13 protein-coding genes, 1 other RNA gene and 4 pseudogenes are annotated in these 22981 nt (G+C 63.8%); all 18 read right to left on the bottom strand.

Translation table 11 applies throughout. From position 1 onward, the window contains the following. Nucleotides 1-1257: MCP four helix bundle domain-containing protein (locus XBLMG947_RS19705; RefSeq protein ID WP_139074442.1), on the bottom strand; the 1257-nt coding region annotated here is incomplete at its 3' end. Nucleotides 1258-1735: 478 nt separating this feature from the next. Then, nucleotides 1736-3994, bottom strand: coding sequence for a methyl-accepting chemotaxis protein (locus XBLMG947_RS19700; RefSeq protein WP_065470250.1), 2259 nt, complete (start codon nucleotides 3992-3994; stop codon nucleotides 1736-1738). A gap of 194 nt (nucleotides 3995-4188) precedes the next feature. After that, nucleotides 4189-6551: pseudogene (locus tag XBLMG947_RS19695) on the bottom strand (methyl-accepting chemotaxis protein). A 13-nt stretch (nucleotides 6552-6564) separates the two neighbouring features. Next, a pseudogene (locus XBLMG947_RS19690) lies at nucleotides 6565-7326 on the bottom strand (transporter). A 301-nt stretch (nucleotides 7327-7627) separates the two neighbouring features. Next, a complete protein-coding gene (locus XBLMG947_RS19685) occupies nucleotides 7628-10417 on the bottom strand; it encodes a methyl-accepting chemotaxis protein (protein ID WP_065470249.1) in 2790 nt (929 codons plus the stop codon). A gap of 199 nt (nucleotides 10418-10616) precedes the next feature. Next, a non-coding RNA gene (locus XBLMG947_RS19680) (sX9 sRNA) lies at nucleotides 10617-10689 on the bottom strand. A gap of 26 nt (nucleotides 10690-10715) precedes the next feature. Beyond that, nucleotides 10716-11174, bottom strand: a pseudogene (locus XBLMG947_RS22085) (cache domain-containing protein); the annotation flags it as partial. A 289-nt stretch (nucleotides 11175-11463) separates the two neighbouring features. Then, complete coding sequence (locus tag XBLMG947_RS19670; protein ID WP_065470247.1) at nucleotides 11464-11997, bottom strand: hypothetical protein; 534 nt, start codon at nucleotides 11995-11997, stop codon at nucleotides 11464-11466. A gap of 334 nt (nucleotides 11998-12331) precedes the next feature. Continuing rightward, a complete protein-coding gene (locus XBLMG947_RS19665; protein ID WP_065470246.1) occupies nucleotides 12332-14605 on the bottom strand; it encodes a methyl-accepting chemotaxis protein in 2274 nt (757 codons plus the stop codon). A gap of 344 nt (nucleotides 14606-14949) precedes the next feature. After that, nucleotides 14950-16959, bottom strand: coding sequence for a chemotaxis protein CheA (locus tag XBLMG947_RS19660; RefSeq protein WP_065470245.1), 2010 nt, complete (start codon nucleotides 16957-16959; stop codon nucleotides 14950-14952). A 33-nt stretch (nucleotides 16960-16992) separates the two neighbouring features. Then, nucleotides 16993-17358 (bottom strand): response regulator, encoded by a 366-nt coding sequence (locus XBLMG947_RS19655; RefSeq protein WP_002806565.1) that lies wholly within the window; start codon nucleotides 17356-17358, stop codon nucleotides 16993-16995. Then, the gene (locus XBLMG947_RS19650) at nucleotides 17355-17663 is read right to left on the bottom strand and encodes an STAS domain-containing protein (RefSeq protein ID WP_003489692.1); all 309 of its coding nucleotides are present in this window, start codon (nucleotides 17661-17663) and stop codon (nucleotides 17355-17357) included. The genes XBLMG947_RS19655 and XBLMG947_RS19650 overlap by 4 nt, the downstream gene beginning before the upstream one ends. Nucleotides 17664-17763: 100 nt before the next feature. Next, nucleotides 17764-18939: a chemotaxis protein CheW gene (locus XBLMG947_RS19645; protein ID WP_065470244.1), complete on the bottom strand. Its 1176-nt coding sequence runs from the start codon at nucleotides 18937-18939 to the stop codon at nucleotides 17764-17766. Beyond that, nucleotides 18936-19718, bottom strand: coding sequence for a ParA family protein (locus XBLMG947_RS19640; protein ID WP_065470243.1), 783 nt, complete (start codon nucleotides 19716-19718; stop codon nucleotides 18936-18938). Before XBLMG947_RS19640 ends, XBLMG947_RS19645 begins: the two co-directional genes overlap by 4 nt. 1 nt (nucleotide 19719) lies before the next feature. Next, on the bottom strand, nucleotides 19720-20694 hold the full coding sequence (gene motD / locus XBLMG947_RS19635) for a flagellar motor protein MotD (RefSeq protein ID WP_065470242.1): 975 nt from the start codon (nucleotides 20692-20694) through the stop codon (nucleotides 19720-19722). Nucleotides 20695-20700: 6 nt separating this feature from the next. Beyond that, on the bottom strand, nucleotides 20701-21441 hold the full coding sequence (locus XBLMG947_RS19630; RefSeq protein WP_065470241.1) for a flagellar motor protein: 741 nt from the start codon (nucleotides 21439-21441) through the stop codon (nucleotides 20701-20703). Nucleotides 21442-21583: 142 nt separating this feature from the next. After that, nucleotides 21584-21765, bottom strand: a pseudogene (locus XBLMG947_RS19625) (integrase core domain-containing protein); the annotation flags it as partial. 86 nt (nucleotides 21766-21851) lie between these two features. Beyond that, the gene (locus XBLMG947_RS19620; protein WP_065470239.1) at nucleotides 21852-22931 is read right to left on the bottom strand and encodes an Imm71 family immunity protein; all 1080 of its coding nucleotides are present in this window, start codon (nucleotides 22929-22931) and stop codon (nucleotides 21852-21854) included. Nucleotides 22932-22981: the final 50 nt, after the last annotated feature.

Here is a 22981-nt window from a genome sequence, read left to right as displayed (position 1 = left end):
CCGTGCGGTCAGGTCGCCGGCAGCGATCGACTGCAACAAGCCCGAAAGCGACTGCAGGTTGCCATCGGCGGTGGCCATCAAGGTGTTGAGGCTTTCCACCATCACGCGGAAATCGAACTGGAACTGCTCGGCATCGCCGCGCGCAGTAAAATCGCCGTTGGCTGCGGCCTGCGCCAGCTGCTTGATCTCGGTGTTCATCGTCCCCAGGTTGCGCTTGACCTGGTTCATCGCCGCGGTGATGGCGGCTTTCTCGCCGGGAAGTTGCGGCATGTCTTCGGACAGGTCGCCGATGGCATAACGCTCGATCAGGTGAATGGTCTGCATCTTGACCTGGATGTGCGATGCCACCAGCTCGTTGGTGTCATTGGCCATGCGGCCGAAATCGCCCGGGAATGCGCCGGCATCCATGCGGAAGCTGATCTGACCTTCTTCATGGCGCTTGGCCATGTCGGTCTGCGCGGAAATCAAGTTCTGCAACTGCAGCTGCATCTTGCTCATCGCCTTGAGCAGGCGCCCGCTTTCGTCGTTGAATTGGGTGTCGACGTCGTTATCCAGCTTGCCGCCGGCGATGGATTCGGCAGCGCGGGTTGCGCGGCTCAGCGGCTGGGTGAGGCTGCGGGTGATCAGCAAGCCAAGCGTGCCGCTCAGCACCAGCACCAGCAGCGAGCCACCGATCAGCAGCTTGCGCGCGTCGTCGGTCGACTTCAGCGCGGCGGTCGAGGCGTCGGCCGCGAGCCGATCCTGGCGTGTGATATTTTCTGCGATTTTGTCCTGCCACAACTGCATTGCCGGTGCGGCCTTCTCCAGCAAGAAGGCCTGGGCCTGGTCGCCGTGGCCGGACGTCACCAAGCCGATGACCTTGTCGTTGAGCGGCTTGACCGTCGCGCGACGAACGTCGATCTCGTCGCGAAGTACTTTACCGGCCGGCGTTGCAGGCATGGCATAGAGCGCATCGCGCGCTTTGTTGTAGTCCTCGCGCGCCGCCTGGATGTTCTGGATGAACTTGCGGTTTTCCGCGTCGCTGGTCGGCAGCACGACATTGCGCACCTGCATGGCGATCACGTAGTTGGCGTTCATCATGTCGTTACAGAGGCGAATCTTGACCATCTTCTGATGGACGATGTCTTCCAGCAGCGTGCGGGACGATGTCAAGCCGCGATAGCCGATCAATGCAATCAGACCCGACAGCACGATCAGAACAGCGAAAGCGGCCGCCAGTCGTGGGCCCACGTTGTAACGTTGGAGAAGTGCAGTCATGGCCGGTTCCTTTGAGGGATTGCGCAATAGAGGGGAAGCGATGTGGTAATGCCAGTCGATTGCAAACCTGACATGTCGCTATGCGCTATAACGGCGATGACATATATTTACTGAATACCTCGACATTAAAAAAAATATAAATCGAGTTAGGCTTGTGAAAAAAGTGGTGTTTCAATTGATCGAAACGATTTGATGTATCTATGGGTAATGCGGGCTCTACCATTACTGATGTTTTTTTTATTTATAAACTGTATCCAGGTAATCCAGTCTTTCGGCGTTTGATGGATTCTGATCCGGCGACGCAATAAAAAGCCGCGCTTCAAAGAGCGCGGCTTGCAGGACAGCGGCTATTTTCAGGCAGACCCAGCGTGTTCGAATTGACGACCGGTACGCGGCAAACAGTCGTCGGAGAGGCGGACCGCGCGGATGAACCGGCCGTGCCCGCCCGACCACAGCGCAGTAGGTTGCGTCGTGACGCTTAGAACTCGGCCCAATCGGACGCATTGGACGGTGCCAACGCCACTGCGGCACGGCTGGCCGGTCGCGCGACCTGCGGCTTTGCGGCAGGCGTGCTGGCTGCAACCGGGCGCTTGGCGGCGATCTGGCGTACCACCGGCGTGGCGCGTGTGACCGCTTCCAGTTCGGCCGACAGGCGGAACAGCGCCACCGCTTCGGTAAGTTGCTGGGCCTGCTCTTCCATCGAGCGTGCAGCGGCGGTGGCTTCTTCCACCAACGCGGCGTTCTGCTGGGTGGCTTCGTCCATGTGGGTGACGGTCTGATTGACCTGCTCGATGCCGGCCGACTGTTCCTGCGATGCCGCAGAAATTTCGCTCATGATGTCGGTGACGCGCTGCACCGAGGAGACGATCTCGGCCATGGTGCTACCGGCCTGATTGACCAGCGCCGAGCCTTCGGCCACCTTGCTCACCGAGTCGTCGATCAGGCTCTTGATTTCCTTGGCGGCGCCGGCCGAACGCTGGGCCAGCGTGCGTACTTCCGAGGCCACCACGGCAAAACCACGACCTTGTTCGCCGGCACGCGCCGCTTCCACCGCGGCGTTCAACGCCAGGATGTTGGTCTGGAACGCAATGCCATCGATGACGGAAATGATTTCGGCGATCTTCTTGGACGAGGTTTCGATGCCGGACATGGTGGTGACCACCTGGCCGACGACACTGCCGCCGTGCGAGGCCACACCGGCTGCGCCGATGGCGAGCTGGTTCGCCTGGCGGGCGTGCTCGGCGTTCTGCTTGACGGTGGAGGTGAGCTCCTCCATCGAAGCGGCGGTTTCTTCCAGATTGGCGGCCTGCTGTTCGGTGCGCTGCGACAGGTCGTTGTTGCCGGCCGCAATCTCGCCAGCAGCCGTGTTGATCGCCAGGGTGGAGTGCTTGATGCGGCCCACGATGTCGGTCAGGCGCTGGGTGGTGGCATTGGCGTCGTCGCGCAGACGTGCAAACACGCCGTGGAATTCCCCATCCATGCGTGCGGTGAGGTCGCCATCGGCCACGGCGCCGAGCAGCTGCGACAGCTTGCCCAGGTTGCGGTCGCTGACTTCCATCATCGAATTCAGATCCGACACCATCACTGCAAAATCGTATTTGAAGCGCGCCGCGTCGCCGCGAGCACTGAAATCGCCAGCGGCGGCAGCCTGCGCCAGCTGCTTGATCTCGGTGTTGATCGACAACAGGCTGGCCTTGGCCGCGTCCATCGCCTCGTGCAGGATCGCGCGGCTGGCCGGCAGACGGCGGGCGTCCTGGGTCAGGTCGCCTTGCGCGTACTGATTGAGAATACGCACCGAATCGGTGATGGCATCCAGATGCTCGAAGATCATCGTGTTGATGCCGCCGGCCAGCGTGCCGTACACACCGGGGAAATCTTCCGGCATGCGGTGGGTGATGTCTTCGGCCGCGTGCAGGTGCGACATGCGCGCGGTTTCGTCGGTGAAGCGACGCAGCATCTGGGTCATGCCACCGGTGGCCTCCAGCATCTGGCCGATCTCATCCTTGCTGGTCTTGCCGATCTGCACGCTCAGATCGCCGCGCGACACCGCCTGGATGGCGCCCAGCGCCTTGGAGAGCGGGGCGGTGATGCTGCGCGCGATCAACCAACCAAACGTGACCGACAGGGCAGCCATCAGCAAGGTGCCGATCAGCAGCACCGCGCCGGTCAGCTTGAACGAGGCGGCGCTTGCCGCGACCATGTCGCCCAGCGCCTTGGACTGCTGCGCATACAGTTTGTCCACCGAGGCGAACAGTTCCTTGCGGATTTCGCCCGACTGCTTGCGCGAGAACTCCATCGCGGCGGCGCGGTCGGGGTTTGCATAGAGTTTGCGTAGCTGCTGGTTGGCTGCGAAATAGCGGGCGCTGGCATCGGTCAGCTTGGCGTATTCGGCCTTCAGCGGCGAGGCCGCGCCGATCTTGGCATCCAGCTGCTTCTGAGTTTCGGCGTACTTGGCCTGGATTTCGTCCATGCGCTTGAAGAAGTACGCATAGCGTTCCGGGTCGTCGAGATTGACGAACTGGCCCACTTCGTACACACGGAATTCGCCAGCGAAACCGCGTAGCTCGGACAGGCGGCTCAACACCGGTACCACGTCCTGGTTGATCAGCGTGGTTCCGCTTTGCATCTGCTTCATGCGCGAAAAACCCAAACCACCCAATAATGCGGTGAGCACAGCACTCAGACAGAAGGCAAACATCAGTTTGCGGCGGATTGGCCAGTCGTTGAACGTGTTCATCACTTACCCCGAAGCATGTGTAGAGAAGCTGTCCAGCACGTTAACGGCGGAGACGCTTAATTCTTTAGTTTTGAAGAATTGGTGTCATGAGAAACGGTCTGGCCGGTGCCCGCCGAATCGCTGTTCCAACGGTGATAGCGGCCATGCTTATGTGCCTGCGCTAGATGCACGCTGCAGTTGCGCATAGACCGTGTTCAAACATCCTGCCACTGGCTGTCGTTGCCGGCGGTGGCGGTTGGCATGCTCACAGCTGGCGGGCGTGCGGCCGGCGCTGGTGTGCTGGTCTTGCTGGTCCGGCCAACTGCCGCGATGGTGGTTTTGCGAGGGCAGGCCTTGCACCCGGCGCATCGGCCAGCGTAAAACGCGACACTGCCCGCGCCAGTTGGCTGGCCTGGTCTTCCATCGTGCGCGCGGCGGCAGTGGCTTCTTCCACCAAGGCGGCGTTCTGCTGGGTGGCTTCATCCATCTGGGTGATGGTGAGGTTGACCTGCTCGATCCCCGACGACTGTTCCTGCGAGGCGGTAGCGATCTCGCCCATGATGTCGGTGACGCGCTGCACGCTGGCCACGATCTCGGCCATGGTGGCGCCGGCCTGATGCACCAGTTGCGAGCCCTCGGTGACCTTGCTCACCGAATCGTCGATCAAATGCTTGATCTCTTTTGCGGCACCGGCCGAACGCTGCGCCAGCGTGCGTACCTCAGAAGCGACAACCGCAAAACCACGGCCTTGTTCGCCGGCACGCGCCGCTTCGACGGCTGCATTCAAGGCCAGAATATTGGTCTGGAAGGCGATGCCGTCGATGACGGAAATGATCTCGGCGATCTTCTTCGATGAGACTTCGATGCCGGACATGGTGGTGACCACTTGCGCCACGACCGAGCCGCCCTGCGAAGCCACACCGGCGGCACCGATTGCCAGCTGATTGGCCTGGCGGGCGCTTTCGGCATTCTGTTTGACGGTGGAGGTGAGTTCTTCCATCGAGGCCGCGGTTTCTTCCAGGTTGGCGGCCTGTTGCTCGGTGCGTTGCGACAGGTCGTTGTTACCGGCGGCAATTTCGCTGGAGGCAGTGTGGGATGCTGCCGGCGGCCTGCTGGATGTGCCCGATCACCAGCGCCAGTTGCTCGGCGGTGCTGTTGGCGTCGTCGCGCATCGTGGCGAAGACGCCATGGAAATCGCCCTGCATACGTACACTCAGGTCGCCGTCGGCCAGTGCGCTGAGCAGGCGCGACACTTCGGCGATGCTCAACGCGTTGGCATCGAGCAAGGCGTTGAGTTGTTGCGTCAGTTGCAGGAAAAAGCCTTGTTTTCCAGCGCTATCGATGCGCTTGGAGAGATCACCGACGGCCGCGCTGCGCACCACATCGGCAACGTCGATTTCGACGCGCGCCTCGGCGGTGCGGTCGCGCCATTTGCAGACAAAACCCAGATGCGCGCCGCGTTCGTCGCGAATTGCAGAGACGTTCTGCGTGATGCAGGTCGTGCGGTAGTGCACGTCGCGTTGGGCGGCGCCCTGGCGATCCAGGCGCTGATAGATCTCCGCGTCCTGTGCATTGCCCACTTCCAGCAGCGAGACCGGTTGGCCAACCAGATTGTCCGTGCCATTGAACGCGGGCGCGCAGGCATGGACATCGTCTGCATAGGTCTGCAGCAAGTTCTGCAACGCGGCGTTGGTGTAGATGATGGCAGGTCCGGATCGGCGATGTACATGCCGGTGGACGCGTTATCCAGTGCGGTGCGGATGCGCAGGTTTTCGGCGGCGATGCTGCGTTCGCGCTCCAGGCGCTCGCGTAGGTCGCGCTGCATGCGCGCCAATGCGGCCATCAGGCTGCGGCTGTGTGTTGCGGCGACCGGAATCGGTTGGTCCAGGCGGCCTTCGGCGATGTGCTGCGCTGCGGCCACGGCCAGCTTCGGCTCGCCGCCAAGCAGGCCGAATACCGAGCGCAGAATCCAGCCGGCGGCCAGCGCCAGGCACACGAATGCCAGCACCACGGCGCTGCCTTGCTGCCACATCACGCGTTGGCTGTGTTGCTCGGCCTGGCGGTGGCTGGCTTCGTTCAAGGCCAGGATGCGTTCGCTGATGGCGCCCATGCGGGTCTGAAGCTGGCCGAACTTGTCGTTGAAATCGGCCTAGGCCGCCGGGTTGTCGGTATGCGTTTCGGCCATCTTCACCACGTGATCGGCGGATGCGAGATAGGCCTGCAGTGCCGGCGTCACCGCATCCAGATCCTTGCGCAGTGCAGGGTCCAGCGGCAGTTTGCGGTTGGCCGCCAGCGACGCGCGGAAATCGCCGGCATGTTCGCCCAGCGCGGTGCGCGCGGCCGCAATGGCGTTATCGTCGTGCGTGGAGGCAGCAAGCAACGCGGCGGTGACATCGCCGCGTAGCGCGTCGTGCATCATGTCCGCCTGCATGTGGTTGCGCAGCGCGTCCGAGGAGATGAACTGTGCGGTGATCGCGTCGAGCAGACCGCGTTGACCGTTATAGCCGACCCCGCCCAATGCGAGCAGCGCCAATGCGGCTACCAGCACCAGGACGCCCAGCATATGCATGATTTTCATGGTGCAACCCGTGTCAGAAGCGGAAAGACAAACCCACGCCGATCGCGTGATCCGGTGAGCGGTCGTTGAGCCCGCAGCTCTAGACCGCGTCCAGTTGTACGTCGTTGCTCAGCAATCAGGCCGAGCCGACATCGAGCAGTGCCACGGTGCCACCTTCGTCGCGTTTGGCGATCTGCGGCAACGCCACTTCCACGAACGAACGCACGCGCTCGTTCCAGGCCTTGCCGAGGACCGCGCCGAAAATGCCTGCGGTATGACGGTTGCCTTCGCCGTCGTCGTCCCAGATCACGCCGGGCATCATGCCAGCAGAGACGCTGTCGCTGAGCTCCCATTCGGCCACCAGGCGGAACGAGGGGCGTGCACCATGGCCGCGCAACGCCTGCGCGCCGCTCGGCAGATCCACATGCAGCAACCAGGCCAGCGAGGTCTTGCCGTCGTCGGAACCGGCCAGGTGATGTTTGATGCCGAGCGAGACATCGGACATGCCGCTCACCTGCGCATCGCCTGGCAGGCCGATGCGCTGCCAGCCATCGGTTTCCAGCCGCAATTCCCAGGTCTGTCCCAGTCCATAGCGCAGCAGCGTCGGTGTGGAATAGGCGTCCACCGCATCATCGCGTTCCCACGCAACACTGGTTTCCACCTGCACGCGGCGCTCGCCCACCGTGAGGCTGGATTCGACGAAATCGGGGCGATCGGTCGCGATCGGATCGTCGGCGCGGGCATGACCCATCACACCCAACAGCACGAAACAGCTGGCGATAACAGATGACTTCATGGCATCCCTTGCGTGGCAATCTGCGGAAATCAGTACCCGGATGCATGGTCTGGTTGCATTCGCTGCAACGGCACGCATGCATGGCTGGACCGGCTGTTGCGATGGGTGCGGGCAGTCGAGGTCATCCACACTAACGGCAACGCTGCATGAATCTTGATGCGCGTCGGACGGGCGGACGGGGCAGGGCAGCGCGGAGCATGCGAATCAGGCGCCGCGCGGGACGTGACTATGGGATGCGGAGAATGCTGTGGATGGGGCAACGACGCTTGCGTCCGCTTGCGCGCCACTTGGCATATGGCGATTAGAAATCCTGCCGCTGGCTGTCGATAGCGGCACTGCCCTGCGATGTGCCTGCATGTCGGCGCGGCGGTGTCGCCACGCGCGTGCCGCTGGCAGGTGCGGGCCTAGCGGTCGCCACTGCACACAGCGCTGGGTTCGCAGCCGATGCAGTCAACACGGGTTTGACTGCATGGCTGAGCTTGAAGACCGCAACCGCCTCGGTCAGCTGGCCGGCCTGTTCTTCCATCGCACGCGCGGCAGCCGTGGCTTCTTCCACCAGCGCAGCATTTTGTTGGGTGGCTTCATCCATTTGCGTCACGGTGAGGTTGACCTGCTCGATGCCGCTGGATTGTTCCTGCGAGGCGGAAGCGATCTCGCCCATGATGTCGGTGACGCGCTGCACGCTGCTCACGATCTCGCTCATGGTGCTGCCGGCCTGATGCACCAGCGACGAGCCTTGCGCCACCTTGCTCACCGAATCGTCGATCAGGTGTTTGATCTCTTTTGCGGCACCTGCCGAACGCTGCGCCAAGCTGCGCACTTCCGAGGCGACCACGGCAAAGCCGCGGCCCTGTTCGCCCGCGCGCGCCGCTTCCACCGCGGCATTCAAGGCCAGGATGTTGGTCTGGAACGCGATGCCGTCGATGACGGAAATGATCTCGGCGATCTTCCTGGACGAGGTCTCGATGCCGGACATGGTGTCGACCACCTGCGCGACCACCGAACCGCCGTGCGATGCCACGTCGGCCGCGCCGATGGCCAGCTGGTTGGCCTGGCGCGCATGCTCGGCATTCTGTTTGACGGTGGAGGTGAGTTCCTCCATCGAGGCCGCGGTTTCTTCCAGATTGGCTGCTTGTTGTTCGGTGCGCCGGGATAGATCGTGATTGCCCGCAGCGATCTCGCTGGCGGCTGCGCTGATCTGGGTGGCCGAGGTCTGGATGCCGGACACAATGCCGGTGAGCTGCGCCACGGTGGCGTTGGCATCGTCGCGCATGCGGGCGAACACGCCCTGGAAGCTGCCGTCCATGCGCACGGTGAGGTCGCCTTCGGCCAGTGCACTGAGCATGCTGGAAATACGCTCCAGGCCTTGCGATGTGGTTTCCAGCAAACCGTTGAGCTGACGGCCGAATTCCAGATAGAACCCCTGCTTGTCTTCCAACGCCAGGCGCTGGCCGAAGTCGCCCATCAAGGCGGACTGCACCAGTTCGGCCACTTCCTGCTGCGTGCGGACTTCTGCGCTGATATTGCGCCACAGCAGCATGCTGCCACTACGACGGCCATCGGGGGCATACAGCGGGGTCATGGTCAGATCCAGCGTCACCGGCCCGAAGCGGTAGCGCTCGGTGATGGTGGACTGCAGCTGACGCAGACGTTGCGTACGCGCCGTGCCTTCACTGTCGTTGCCGAACACGTATTCCATCGGCTTGCCGACCACCGCATCGGCACTGAAGCCGGTCTGGCCCTTGGCGTGGAAGGCGGGCTCGCCGTGCTTGAACGAGGTGTGCAGCGCTTCGGTGATGAACACGGCGTTGTGTTGTTCGTCGGCCAGCAGCAATTCCATTTCCGAGTGTTCCAGCGCGGTGCGGATACGCAGGTTTTCGTTGGCCACCTGCGCATCGCGCTCGATGCGCTCGCGCAGGTCGTTCTGCATGCGTTGCATGGCCCCCATCAGGCGGCCCACTTCGTCCTGGCGCTGCACCGTGATCAGGCTGTCGAGCTTGCCCGAGGCGATCGCGTCGGCCACTTTCGCGGCGGCCTCCAGCGGCTGCACCACCTGGCGACGCAGCAGCGCGAACAACGCGGCGCTAAGGACCAGCGCCGAGCCCAGGCCGACGGCAAGAATGGTCCACAGCAAACGATGCGCCTGCTGCATGATGGTGGCATACGGCACCACCACGCCCAGCGCAAAACGTTCCTGCGCTTTGCCGATCTGCAGCGGCACATAGGCGCTCACTACGCCGTTGGTATCGGGGGTGAAATCGATGTAGTCCTTGCCGGCCTTGGTGGCGTCCAGCAAGGCGCGGTAGTTGGCGGCGTCGGCGGGTTTGCCGATGCGGGCCGGATCGCGCGACGCCAGGATGACGCCGGCGGGCGAGATCAATTCCACATAGCCGTCCTGCATCGGCCGCAACGCGCTCAGGCGCTTCTGCAAGGCGGCCAGTGCAAAGTCGACCGAGACCACCCCGACGTAGTTGCCGTTGTCCATGATCGGCGTGGACAAGGTGGTCATCAGCACCGGCTTGCCGCCGATCACGTAGTCGTACGGGCCGGCGACGATCTGGCGGCCCAGTTTGCGCGGCATGAGGTTCCAGTCGCCGTCGCCGGGTTTTTCGTAACCGACGAGCGGCTCGCGGATCAGCGACTGTCCGCTGTGGGCCCAGTAGGTCATGAACCGGCCGGTACCATCGTGGCCCTTCGCATTGACGTAGTCGCTGTCCTTGCCATCGAAGGCCTGCGGCTCCCACAGCGTGCCGATGCCCACCCATTCGGGATGGTCCTGCAATTGATCGTGCACGATCGCCGATGCGGCATCGCGGCTGATGCCCGCGTTAGCGCGCTGCGTCAGCAAGGCGTTGGCCACCGCCTGGCCGGTGGTGAACGCCTGGCCCAATTCGTTGCTGACCTGCTCGGCCTGATAGCGCGCCGCGTTCTGCATCGTCGCCTGGGCCGATGCGCTCAGTGCCTGGCTGCTCTGCCAGTAGCTGATGGCCGCGGTCAGGCCGAAGCACAGCGAGGCGATGACCGCGGTGCCGAGCATCATGCGGTACGCAAGGCGGCCGCCGAAACGTGAGTGCGAGGAGAGCGAGGTCATGGGCGTGGCTGCAAAAGAAGAAAGGGAAGAATCCGCGTGGGCGGGCTGGAGCAGGTAGAACGACCAACACACTTACTGAGTGGCGGTCGGGTCGGCGCGGGCGATGTTCGGTGCGGCATATCCCGCCCGAACACGGCATCTTCGAGCGCCGTAGTGGCCTGGCGACCGCTGATGGCGTCTTGCCCGCCACTGTTGGAGAGGCTAATCAAGCCGTAGCAGTCGTCAGGTGGCTGTGGACGGCGCTGAGGAAACGGCATGTACGCGTGGTACATGCCGCACCGAGCACCGGCCGCAGGCACCAATCGACATAGCCGCCGCCGGCCTGCGCGGCGGTCACGAACGCCGGGAAGATCCGCTTGCCGTCTGGACTGAGCACGTCGGTCAACGGCTTGCCGTTGAGATCCGGGCGGGTAAGGTGCATCAGCATCACCGGCGCCTGGTCGGTGACGTAGATGTAGTCCACACCACCGCGTGCGCGCATGGTGGACAAGGTATGCAGCGCGGCTTTCTTGGCGCTGTCCACGTCCATCTGGCCCTTCTCGGCGCGCTCGGCATAGCCGTTGACCACCGCGATCGCCATTTCGATCTGGCTCTTTAGCCCATCGCGACGCGTATCGGTGAGATCGACGTACTGCATGCGTGCCGTGACGATGGCCAGGATGATGATGCCCAACGCAACGAGCGCTGTCTGGGCGAGGAATTTGCGCTTGAGCGGTACATCGGCCAACGTCTCAGCGAGCGAGCTCTTGAACGTCATGACAGGTATCCAGCAAGAGGATTGTGGCCGGGAGAACTCGTATAGCGACCTGAAGAGAGAAAGGTTGAGCATTCGAGGACGCAAGGTGCTAACGCCGCGCACGGGTTGCGGAAAAAGGCGCAGGGTCCCTTGCAGCGACTACGCCCGGCTCGCATGACACGGGGCCAGCGCGCACGGCGCCACACGCACGACTGGCTGCAGCGCGGCGATGCGTGGGAGGGCCGGCCCGGGGCTGGCGACGATTGCGGTGTGGGTCGCGCGGCCGGGTCGGTCGCAGGCCGGAAGACGCTTAGTGACGTGGCGGCTTGCCAGTGCTGGCCACCGATGCCTGCAGGTTCTGCAGTTCGGTCCAGAGCGCCTGGTGGGTATCGCCGGGCTGGCCAATCGACAAGGCTTGCGCCTGGTGCAGGTCGCCGGCATGCAGGGCGCGATTGGCCAGACGCTGTTGCTCCAGATACTGGCCCAGCTGCTGCTGCACGAGTGCAAACTGGCGCGCCTGCTCACCCTGCGGGGCGGTGGCCTGGAAATACCCGGCATGCCGGGCAATGCGTTGACGCAGGTTGCCCATGCGCTCGTCATAGGCCTGCACGCTGGCCGCATCGTGCGCTGCGGCCAGCTGTGCCCGCTGGTCGTCGTGCAATTGCACCAGGTCGATGGCCAGCGACTGCAACGCGCTCACCGGCATGCTGTCCAGCAGCACCGACACCGGCGCCGCCGGGGCGGCGAAGGAGGGCGGCAACGACACGCCCGCAGCCAGCAACGCGACGGCGAACACAGCGCCCAGCACAATGCGGGCAGAGCGGTTGGACTTGGCGGTGTGCATGCGGACTTCCTTCGATCTGGCGCGGGCAATGCAGCCCTCAGTGCTTCCGGTATCGGCCGCAAAAGCCGACACTTGATCACCTTTCGACCAGCGGCGGCACCGGCTGCACCGAATTGGCAGGGCCGCACTTGCTTCTCCCTGCGAGACAAGCAAGCGCGCAGCACCGGGTGAGCGAACGTGCGCTGCCGAGTGCACCCACCGCAGGCGATCGGCAATTGCCGAACGACAACGCCGCCGCGGCGCTGCATCTGCACAAACAAAAAACCCCGACATCGCTGCCGGGGCTGGGGACGCACTGGCCGCCTGATCCGGCGGCCGTGCATCTGCGGTGGACCTAGAACTCCTGCCAGTTCGAATCGCCGTTGCCGGCCGCGGCAACCGCCGGGCGTGGCGCTGTGGTGAGGTTGGCGTTGGGTTTCGCTACAGCCGGCACGGCCACGCGTTTCGCAGCGGTGATCGGCTGGGCGGTAGCCAGGCGTCGCGGAGCAGGGCGGGTGACCGCAGGCGACAGGGCGGCGATCTGCTGCACCTTGAAGATCGACACCGCATCGGACAGCTGGCCGGCCTGTTCTTCCATGGCGCGCGCGGCGGCGGTGGCTTCTTCCACCAGCGCAGCGTTCTGCTGGGTGGCTTCGTCCATCTGCGTGACGGTGAGGTTGACCTGCTCGATGCCGGCCGACTGCTCCTGCGAGGCGGCGGAAATCTCGCCCATGATGTCGGTGACGCGCTGCACGCTGGCGACGACGTCGGCCATGGTCTTGCCGGCCTGATCCACCAGTGCCGACCCTTGGGCGACCTTGTCCACCGAGTCGTCGATCAGCTGCTTGATCTCCTTGGCCGCGCCAGCCGAGCGTTGCGCAAGCGTGCGCACTTCGCTGGCCACCACCGCAAATCCGCGGCCCTGGTCGCCGGCACGCGCCGCTTCCACTGCTGCATTCAAGGCCAGGATGTTGGTCTGGAAGGCGATCCCGTCGATGACGGAGATGATGTCGGCGATCTTCTTTGAAGAGACCTCGATGTCGGCCATGGTCGCCACCACCTTGCCGACCACGTCGCCGCCCTGCGACGCCACAGCGGCCGCGCCGATCGCCAGTTGGTTGGCCTGGCGCGCGCCTTCGGCGTTCTGCCTGACGGTCGAGGTGAGTTCCTCCATCGAGGCGGCGGTCTCTTCCAGATTGGCCGCCTGCTGTTCGGTACGCTGCGACAGATCGTTGTTGCCGGCGGCGATCTCGCTGGCCGCGGTATTGATGGACAAGGTGGCGTGCTGGATGCGCCCGACAATGCCGGACAGCTGTTCGGTGGTGGCATTGGCGTCGTCGCGCATCTGTGCGAATACGCCATTGAACTGACCGTGCATGCGCTCGGTGAGATCGCCTGCAGCAATCGCTTGCAACACCTTGGACAGGGCGCTCAGATTACCGTCGGCGGTGGCCATCAGCCGGTTGAGGCTTTCCACCATTGCCAGGAAATCGTGCTGGAAACGCGCGGTGTCGCCGCGCACGCTGAAGTCGCCATCGGCGGCAGCCTGGGCCAGCAGCTTGATCTCGCTGTTCATTGCCGTCAGGTTGGACTTGACGGTGTCCATGGTGTCGCTCAGCACGGCTTCTTCGCCCGGCAGGCGATCCATGTCCTGGCTCAGATCGCCGACGGCGTAGCGCGACATGATCTGCGCGAGTTTGAGTTTTACCGCGATATGCGCGTCCACCAACGCATTGGTATCGCGCACCATGCTGCCGTATTCGCCGGGAAATGCATCCTGGTCCATGCGGAAGCTGATCTTGCCGCTGTCGTGCTGGCGCGCCATCTCCTGCTGCGCGGCGGCCACGGCCTTGAGCTGTTGTTGCATGCCACGCATGCTGTTCAACAGCTGGCCGGGCTCATCGCCGGGCTGCGGGCCGATCGGGTTATCCAGATCGCCGTGGGCGATCGCGTCGGCCACCTGGGTGGCCTGCTTCAGCGGACGCACCAGGCTGCGCGAAATCAGCCACGCCAACGCGGCCGCCAGGCCGGCGGCAAGCAGGCCGAAGGCGATCAATGCGCGGTTTGCCAGCGAAACGCTGCTGAGGATGGCGTCGGCACCGGCGGCATTCTGCCGATTCTGCAATTCCACCGCGGCGGCAATCGCCTTGGAGCGGCGCTCCAGCAACGGCTGCGCCTGCCCACTGAGCAGCTGCTTTGCGCCCTCCAGATCGCCTTCACGTACCAAGCCGAGCAGGCGGTTGTTGGTGGCGCGGGCAGCATTGAGGCTGTCTTCGATGGCCTGCCGTGCACGCAAGCCGTCGCTGTTGGTCGGCAGTTGTTTCAACGCTGCCCACAGCTGCGCGTAATGTTCGCGATTGGTCTTGAGCTGCGCATCGACGTCTGGCAACTGCTGCGGAGTCGCCAGCATGAAGTCGCGGATGTAGCGTTCGCCGAGCATGTTGCTCTCGCGCATCCGATTGAGCAGCGCCGCCTTGCGGTTATTGACCTCGATGATGATCGCGACCTGGTGTTTGACGGTCTTGAACTCGTACAGCGCCAAGGTGGTGGAGCCGGCAAGTAAAACGATCAGCAACGCGAATGCCAACGCCAGGCGTCGCCCGACGGTCATGGAATGCAGAAATTTCATGGTGTTTCTCTAAGGGGAGGGTGAAAAGAGATACACCGGTAGCGCTCGCAAGCCGGAATTCTGAAGTCGCATGTTGCAATGCAGCATGGCTACGTTCATCGTGCTGGCGATGGCCAGGCGCAGCGGCGCGCCAAATGGCACACGCCGCAGGCGGGCTGCGGCGAGTGACACGTGCGTGTGGAGGCCACGCTTCCTGCGTGTGAGCGCTTGATAAAACGCAGACGCACAAACACCCAGGCCCCGACAATCGCTGCCGGGGCCTGGGTGTGGAGGCTGCGCAACCGCAGCCGATCAGGTGGATGACGATAGAACGCGTGCCAGCTCGAATCGTCTTGGGTGCTGCGTTACGCGGCTTGCGGCACCTTCAGCGAGCGCACCAGACCACCGATGTCCACGATCAGCGAGACCCGCCCATCGCCGAGGATGGTGGCGCCGGAAACGCCCGGAATCCGCCGGTAGTTGTTCTCGATGTTCTTGACCACCACCTGCTGCTGGCCGAGCAATTCGTCCACTTCCAGGGCGATCTTCTGACCGTCGCCTTCGACCACCACCACCAGCGATTCCTTGGAGGACTGCTGCCCGCCGAAGCCGTAGTAATTGGTGAGCGACAGGATCGGCAGATATTCGCCACGCACCCGCAGCACCCGGCCATCTCCCGCCATCGAGCGGACATCTTCCGGCGCCGGCTGCAGGGCTTCGAGCACGTAGGACAGCGGCAGAATCAGCGTTTCGCCGGCGACCGACACGGTCATGCCGTCGAGAATCGCCAGGGTCAGCGGCAGACGGATCAACACGCGGGTCCCGCTGCCGGCGTTGCTTTCCAGCTGCACTTCGCCACCCAGGCCCTGGATGTTGCGGCGGACCACGTCCATGCCCACGCCACGACCGGACAGGTCGGTGACGGCATCGGCGGTGGAAAAGCCCGGTGCGAAGATCAGGTCCCATACCTGCGAGTCGGTCGGGTTGTCCGGTACGGCGATGCCGCGTTCGGCTGCTTTTTCCAGGATCTTGGCGCGATTGAGGCCACGACCGTCGTCGCTGACTTCGATCACGATGTGGCCGCCCTGATGCGATGCAGCCAAGGTGATGGTGCCGGTTTCGTCCTTGCCGGAGGCGCGGCGCGCATCGGGCATTTCCAGGCCATGGTCGATCGAGTTGCGCACCAGGTGCACCAACGGATCGGCGATCTTTTCGATCAGCCCCTTGTCCAGCTCCGTGCTTTCGCCAATCGTGCGCAGACGCACGTGCTTGCCGAGGCGGCTGGAGAGGTCGCGCACCAGGCGCGGGAAGCGGCGGAAGACCGCATCGACGGGCAGCATGCGCACGCCGATGACCGCTTCCTGCAGATCGCGGGTATTGCGCTCGAGCAGATCCAGGCCGGCGAACAGCTGCTCGGCATGCGCCGGATCCAGGCCGGTGGAGACCTGCTTGAGCATGGCCTGCGTGATCACCAGCTCGCCGACCAGGTTGATCAATGCATCGACCTTGTCGACGCTGACGCGGATCGAGCTTTCGGCTTCGGCAGCGGCGGCCTTTGCCGGCGTTGCTGCAGCAGCGGCAGGTTCGGCAGCGGCGCTCGGTGCCGCGGCGACGGCTGCAGCCGGTGCGGCTGCCACAGCGTCCACCGCCAGGCTCGGCGGCGGGCCGGGCACCGCCATCGGGCGGATATCCAGCTCGCAATCGTCCACCACCCAGGCGAAGGTGTCTTCGATCTTGCTGCGCGGAATCTTGCCGATCAGGCCCAGATCCCACGCCAGATACGCTTCCAGCGGATCGATGTTTTCAAAGCCCGGCATGCGCTCCAGACGCGCGGCGATCTGCAGCGGGCCCAGATGCTCGAGCTCGCGGATGATGCGCAGCGGGTCGTTGCCGCTCATGAACAGCGACGGCGCCGGAGTGAAGCCGATGTGCCAGGCTTCGGGTTCTTCTTCCTTCGGCTTGGCGACCACTGCAGCGACCGGCGCTTCGCCGGCGAGCACGGCGTTCAAACGGGTATGCACGGCCTTGACCGCGGCCGGGTCGGCCGGGGTGCCGTGTTCGGCTTCACGCAACAGCGCGCGCAGCACGTCGACCGAGCCCAGCATGGCATCGACCGCATTGGGTTCGAGCTGGCGCTTGTTGGAGCGCAATTCGTCCAGCAGCGTCTCCAGCACGTGGGTCAGCCCGGCGACGGCATCGAAACCGAAGGTGGCGGCGCCGCCCTTGATCGAGTGCGCGGCGCGGAACACCGAGTTGATGATTTCCGGGTCGCGGTTGCCCTCTTCAAGAGACAACAGCCCGGCCTCCATCGCGTCGAGCCCTTCACGGCTTTCCTCGAAAAAGGTGGCGTGGAAACGTTGCAGGTCCATGCTCATGGGCGTGAAATCCGAAGCTGAAGCGAGAAGGGTTTAACCGAGAACTTTCTGGACGGTGGCGATCAGCTGTTCGGGATTGAACGGCTTGACCAGCCAACCCGTCGCACCTGCCGCCTTGCCTTCGGACTTCTTGTCGGCTGCAGACTCGGTGGTGAGCATGAGCATGGGAGTGAACTTGTAGTCCGGCAGCTGGCGCAGCTCGCGGATGAGCGAGATGCCGTCCATGTTGGGCATGTTCACGTCGGTGACTACCGCATTGAAGCGCTGGCCCTTTGCGCGGCCCAGCGCAACGGCGCCGTCTTCGGCTTCTTCGACGGCAAAGCCGGCAGAGGTGAGGGCGAAAGAGACCATCTGGCGCATCGACGCCGAATCGTCCACCACCAAGATACGTGCGCTCATGCGGCGTTCTCCACAGATTTCAGGTTGTCATTGGATGCGGGCAGTCCGAGCGCGTCGGTGACGCCGAGCAGACGGGCCGCATCCCTAAAAGTGTCGTTGCAGCCATCGAATTCGGTGTGCAGGCCGGCCTGGCGGCGGCTCTGCACAAAGGCGCAGAGCAACTGCACGCTGGCGGTGTGGATGCGCCGGACTTCACCGGCATCAAGCACCAGGTCGCCGTCCTGGGTGAGGAATCCGGCAAGCTTCTGCTTGAGGTCGGCGCTGGTCTCGATACCGAGATCCTCGCCCAATGTCACTGTGCTCATTGTTGCTCCGAACGGCTGGTTCTATGCGTACTAACGGCGGGGTGCGGAAAAGCTTTAACGCTGAATCGTTGTGCGTGCAGGTACGAGCAAGCTATGCGCATCAATGCAGCAGATGGGTGGCATCGAGCAGGATCATCGGATGATGGCCCAGACGTGCGACACCGCGGAACAGGTTGTTGTAAATGCGGCACAGGCGTGCGTTGTCCGGTGGCTCGATCTGCTGATCGGTCAGGCTGGTGACGTCTTCCACGGCCGACACGCGCAGGCCCATGGTTTCGCCGTTTTCTTCCAGCACCACCACGCGTGTGTGCAGATCCATGTCTACCGGGGAAGAGCCCAGGTGGATGCCCAGATCGATCACCGGCACCACCTGGCCACGCAGGTTCATGATGCCCAGCATCGCGCTGGCGGTGCCACGCAACGGCAGTAGCGGGACTGGCAAGACCACTTCCTGCACCTTGAGCAATTCCAGTGCATAGGTCTGTTCGCCGCAGCGCAGACGTAACCAACGCGTGCTGCGTTCGGCGGCGCGGCGTTCGGCGTGAATCTTGTCGGCCTGGCCGGGCGCCAGCAATGCCTGTAGCCCGGTCGGCGCCGGTGCAGCGCGTGCCGGTGCAGGGGCTGCACGGGGTGCCGGCTTTGGTACCGGGGCAGGTGCCGCGACCGGTGCTGCTTCCAAGCCGAAGGCCGGGTCGGCATCCATTTCGGCCAGCAGATCGGCGGTGAGCAGGTCTACCGCAGTAGGCGCGGTGCCGAATGCCGGGTCGTCATCCATTTCGGCGAGGAAATCGGCAGCGATGTCGGCAGCGACCACGGGCGGACCGAACGCCGGATCGGCATCCATTTCGGCGAGGAAATCAGCGGCGATGTCGGCAGCGCTGGGCGCAGCGACCACGGGCGGACCGAACGCGGGATCGGCGTCCATTTCAGCGAGGAAATCGGCAGCGATGTCGGCCGCGCTGGGCGCGGCGATCACGGGCGGGCCGAACGCCGGATCGGCGTCCATTTCCGCCAGGAAATCGGCAGCGATTGCCTCGGCGCTCAGCACCGAGGCAATCGCGTTGGAGGTGGCGGCTTCTGAGACAGCGGCAGCTTCGGGAAGCGCGGCAGCCTGCACCGACGGCTCGGCCAGCGCGATGTCTGCGTGCGCGAGCGCTGGCGTTTCGACCGTCGCTTCGGTCGCCGCAGTAGGCGGGGCGACGATCTCCACGCCTGCATCGTGCAGCAGGCCTTCCAGATAATCGTCCAGTTCGCCGTTGGCGGTGGTGTTAGTCATGCGGCTTGCTCCATACGCATCGCGTCATCGGCCAGCACCCATTCCAGCGCGCGGCGATACGCGGACAGGCCGCGGCCCTGATAGTCGCCGCCGGTGGCGGGGACGGTGAGTGCGGCGGCATTGCAAATACGGGTGTCCATCGGAACGGCGTCTTCCCACACCACCGGGCCGTAGGTGGTCTGCATTTCCTTGAGCGTTTCGTTGCCGGCGCGGGTGCGGCGGTCGAACAGGGTCGGCAGGATCGACACCGGCAGCGCGCGGCGGCGCGAACGCTGCACCATGTCGGCAGTGCGCACCATGCTGGCCAGGCCATGCAGGGCGAGCGGTTCGGCCTGGGTCGGCACCACCACGCGGTCGCAGGCGGCCAGCGCATTGATCATCAGCAGGCCGAGCGTGGGCGGGCAGTCGAGCAGGATGTAATCGTGCTGGCCGGCATGGCGGGTCATGGCGTTTTGCAGTGCCAGCCCCAGGCCGGGCTGATTGGCGCTGCGGCGTTCCAGCGTGGCCAGGGCGGCTTGCGCGCACACATACGACAGGCCGGGGATGGCGCTTTCGTGCGCCAGGCTGGCCAGATCGCTCGGCGGGGTGCCGAACAGGTCCAGTACCCCGCGCGGCGGCGGGTCGACCGCCACGCCGAACGCGCGGGTGAGCGAGGAGTGCGGATCGAGGTCGATCAACAAGACGCGGTGGCCGAGCGCGGCCAGGCCGCGACCCAGTGCCAGCGTCGTGGTGGTCTTGCCGACGCCGCCCTTTTGGTTGGCGATTGCCCAGATACGCATGTCACTGCACTCCTTGAATTACGGCGGGGACGGAACTTGTGCCGCTTTCGGTGGTGACGGCCGTTTGGCCGCCGTCAGACTTGGGAAGCTTGGGCGCCCCGGCGGCGGTCGCATGCAACTGCGATGGCGGATCGGGTGCGAGTGAGCCAGCCGAGTCAGCGAGGATGATCAACACCACACGCCGGTTCGCATTCCGTCCCGCCTCAGTGCTGTTATCGGCACGTGCGCGGAATTCTCCATAGCCCACCATCGCCAATCGTTGCGGGGCGATGCCGTCGTCGGCGAACAGGTGCACGACGCTGGCGGCGCGCGCGGCCGACAGTTCCCAATTGGAAGGAAATTGCGCGGTGGCGATGGGCTGGTTGTCGGTATAGCCCTCCACGCGCACGCCGTTGGGCGCTTCGCGCAGCACCGAGGCGAGCGTGGACAAGGTCGTGCGGGCATTGCCGGCCACCGCGGCCGAGCCGGTGCCGAACAGGATGTCGCTGTTGATCTCCACCTCGATCCACAGATCGTTGCGGCGGATGGTGATGAGTTTCTTGTCGATCAGGGGCGCCAGCGTCTTGCTCAGCTGTTGCTCCACCGCATCCATCTGCCGCTGCGCGCGCGCCAGTTGCGCCTGGTTACGAAGCGACACCGGCATGCGCATCTGCGCGGCCATGGACGGCAGCAGTGTGGGGTCGGTGGGGCCGCGGGAGGCAGCCATCGGCGCGCCGGCCTTGATCACCGACGTGCGGTCGTAATCGGCGCCCAGGCTCTGGGTCTTGCCCAGCTGCACCGGGCTGGCGTTGGTGGACGAGCCGCCGAACGCACTGGTCAGCGCCTGCGCCATCACCTTGTATTTGCCCTCGTTGAGCGAGGAGATGGCGTACATCACCACGAAGAACGCCAGCAGCAGCGTCATCAGATCGGCATACGGAATCGCCCACGCTTCGTGGTTGCCATGTTCTTCGTGGTGTTTGCGACGACGGGCCATGGCGGGTTAATGCAAGTAGCCTGCCAATTTCGATTCGATGTTGCGCGGGTTCTCGCCTTGGGCGATGGCGATCAGCCCTTCGATCGCCATTTCGCGCTCGTTGGTGCTGCAATGGATCACGCTCTTGAGCTTGGCCGCGACCGGCAGGAACAGCAGATTGGCCGAGGCGATGCCGTAAATGGTGGCGGTGAAGGCCGCTGCGATGCCGTGGCCGAGCATGGCCGGGTCGGCCAGATTCTTCATCACCGCCATCAGGCCCAGCACTGCACCGATGATGCCCAGCGTGGGCGCATAGATGCCCATCCCCTCGAACACCTTGGCCGCGGCAAGATCCTGACGCTCCTGGTTGTCCACTTCGATCTCGAGCATGTTGCGCATGGCTTCCGGCTCCACGCCATCGATCAGCATCTGCAGGCCTTTGCGCAGGAAGGCATCGTTCTGGCGCGGCAATTGGTCTTCCAGGCCCAGCAGGCCCTGGCGGCGGGCGATGTTGCTCCACTCGACGATGCGCGCCAGCAGCTGCGGGCGATCGCTGGCCGGCGGCTGGATCACCCAGCGCAGGATCTTGAACGCGCGCCGGAAAACCGCCGGCGAGGTGTGCAGCAGGATCGCCGCCACGGTACCGACGATGACGATCAGGAAGGCAGCCGGCGACCACAGCGACGAAATGCCGGCGCCTTTCAACACGCTGCCGCCCACGATCGCCACGATCGCCAGCACCAGTCCGATAATGCTCAGTCTGTCCATGCATGCGGTATCGGCCCAGGCGGGGCGGACTTGATAGAGCCAGATGGTTGAGAGCGCCAGAAAGTTGTCGTTCTGGGATGTGGGCCTTCGGTTGCCGGCTTCACTGGGTGCGACGTCTCCCCATCCTGAGTACCAGTCGGGTTTAGAGTCCGGGATTGATGATATCGCTATTGGCCAACTGCTGGGCATAAGCTGCCGGCGTCATTCCGCCGATTGTTTGCTTGGGGCGGTGTTCGTTGTATTTGCGGCGCCAGCGTTCGATCTCGGTGGCAGCAGGGTTGGGAACCAGTGTTCGTTGAGGCATTCGTCGCGTAGCCGGCCGTTGGCGGGCGCCATTCCTGTGCGCTTTTGGGCGCTTCGCCGATGCCCCACCAAAAGCCACCCGTCGAGGTCGAATCCACATCAACACTTCAATGGTCGGCGAGTACCCATTGCACCTTGCGGCCCTCGTGCAACGGAAGCTCGTCGCCTGCGTTGAACTGCGCGGCCGCGGTGAGATCGTCCATCACCAGCCAGCGACCGGCCTGGGGTGCGCGTTGGCCGCTCATGGCACTGACCTGCCGACGCGCTGCGTCCGTTGCTGCCTCCTGCTGAACAGGCGGTGGCTCGGACTCCATGAAGACATAGTCCGCCTCCTCCTCCGGAATGGTGCCGTCCTCGTAGCGGTCGTCGCGCCAGAGCAGGCGCCAGACGACATCGGGGTATACGCTGCCGGTCTGAGTTTCCTGCCGTGCTTTTGGTGCGGGAGATTGATCATGCAGGTAGTTCATTGCCGCGATGTACGGCAGGAAACCGCTTGGCACATCCGGCTTGGAAAACAGACTGAATTTCTTTGGCTTCGGCGCATCCACCGGCTCCCAGATGCCCGAGCAGGGTATACGACTACCGGTGGCAATCAACGTGTTCTCAACAGGGTTGGGCACCTCGGGAATGACTGGAGGAAAATGCATTTTTGCTACATTTTCCTGGAACCACTTCCCATAGATATTGGGTGCGGGATCTTCGAAGTAACGACCTTCGATGATATCGCCCCATATTTCCGACCTTAAAGTGGCTACATCATCCAGGCGCGCACGGAATTCGTCCCACAACGGAGTCAGCGTTTCATTTATCCCGTTCTCGCCAATCTCGATTCGCCATACCATCTCAAGCCAATGACTGACAATTCGATGCCCCATGACGAACTCGCCATTGGCATCGAACTTGAAGACGCGCTTGTCGCCTTTCCTTAGTCTACGGACACCCTCTTCATGGTGAGCCAGACCTTTCAAAATTCCAACATAGTCAGATTCGCTGATCCCGCTTTCATCCAGCCACCCCTTCGCATCGGCTTGCCGCACACTTTCTTTTGTCACATTCGCCCACGCTTGATACAGCTCAAACATCCGGTTCCACGCGGTGAACGAGGATTCCTTCTTCAGCTGGTAGAACATCTGCCGACGTTCGAGTTCGTTGGGAAGTTTCAAGCCTTCTGGAAAATTACTGTTCACGGCGATACCACCACTTGACGATGCTCCTTGGTCGCTTGCTCGCGCTCGGC

It is taken from the genome of Xanthomonas bromi (genome assembly GCF_900092025.1).
GTDB lineage: Bacteria > Pseudomonadota > Gammaproteobacteria > Xanthomonadales > Xanthomonadaceae > Xanthomonas > Xanthomonas bromi.
The sequence above is the reverse complement of the archived record's forward strand: the minus strand, read 5'-3'. Positions and strand labels throughout refer to the sequence as shown.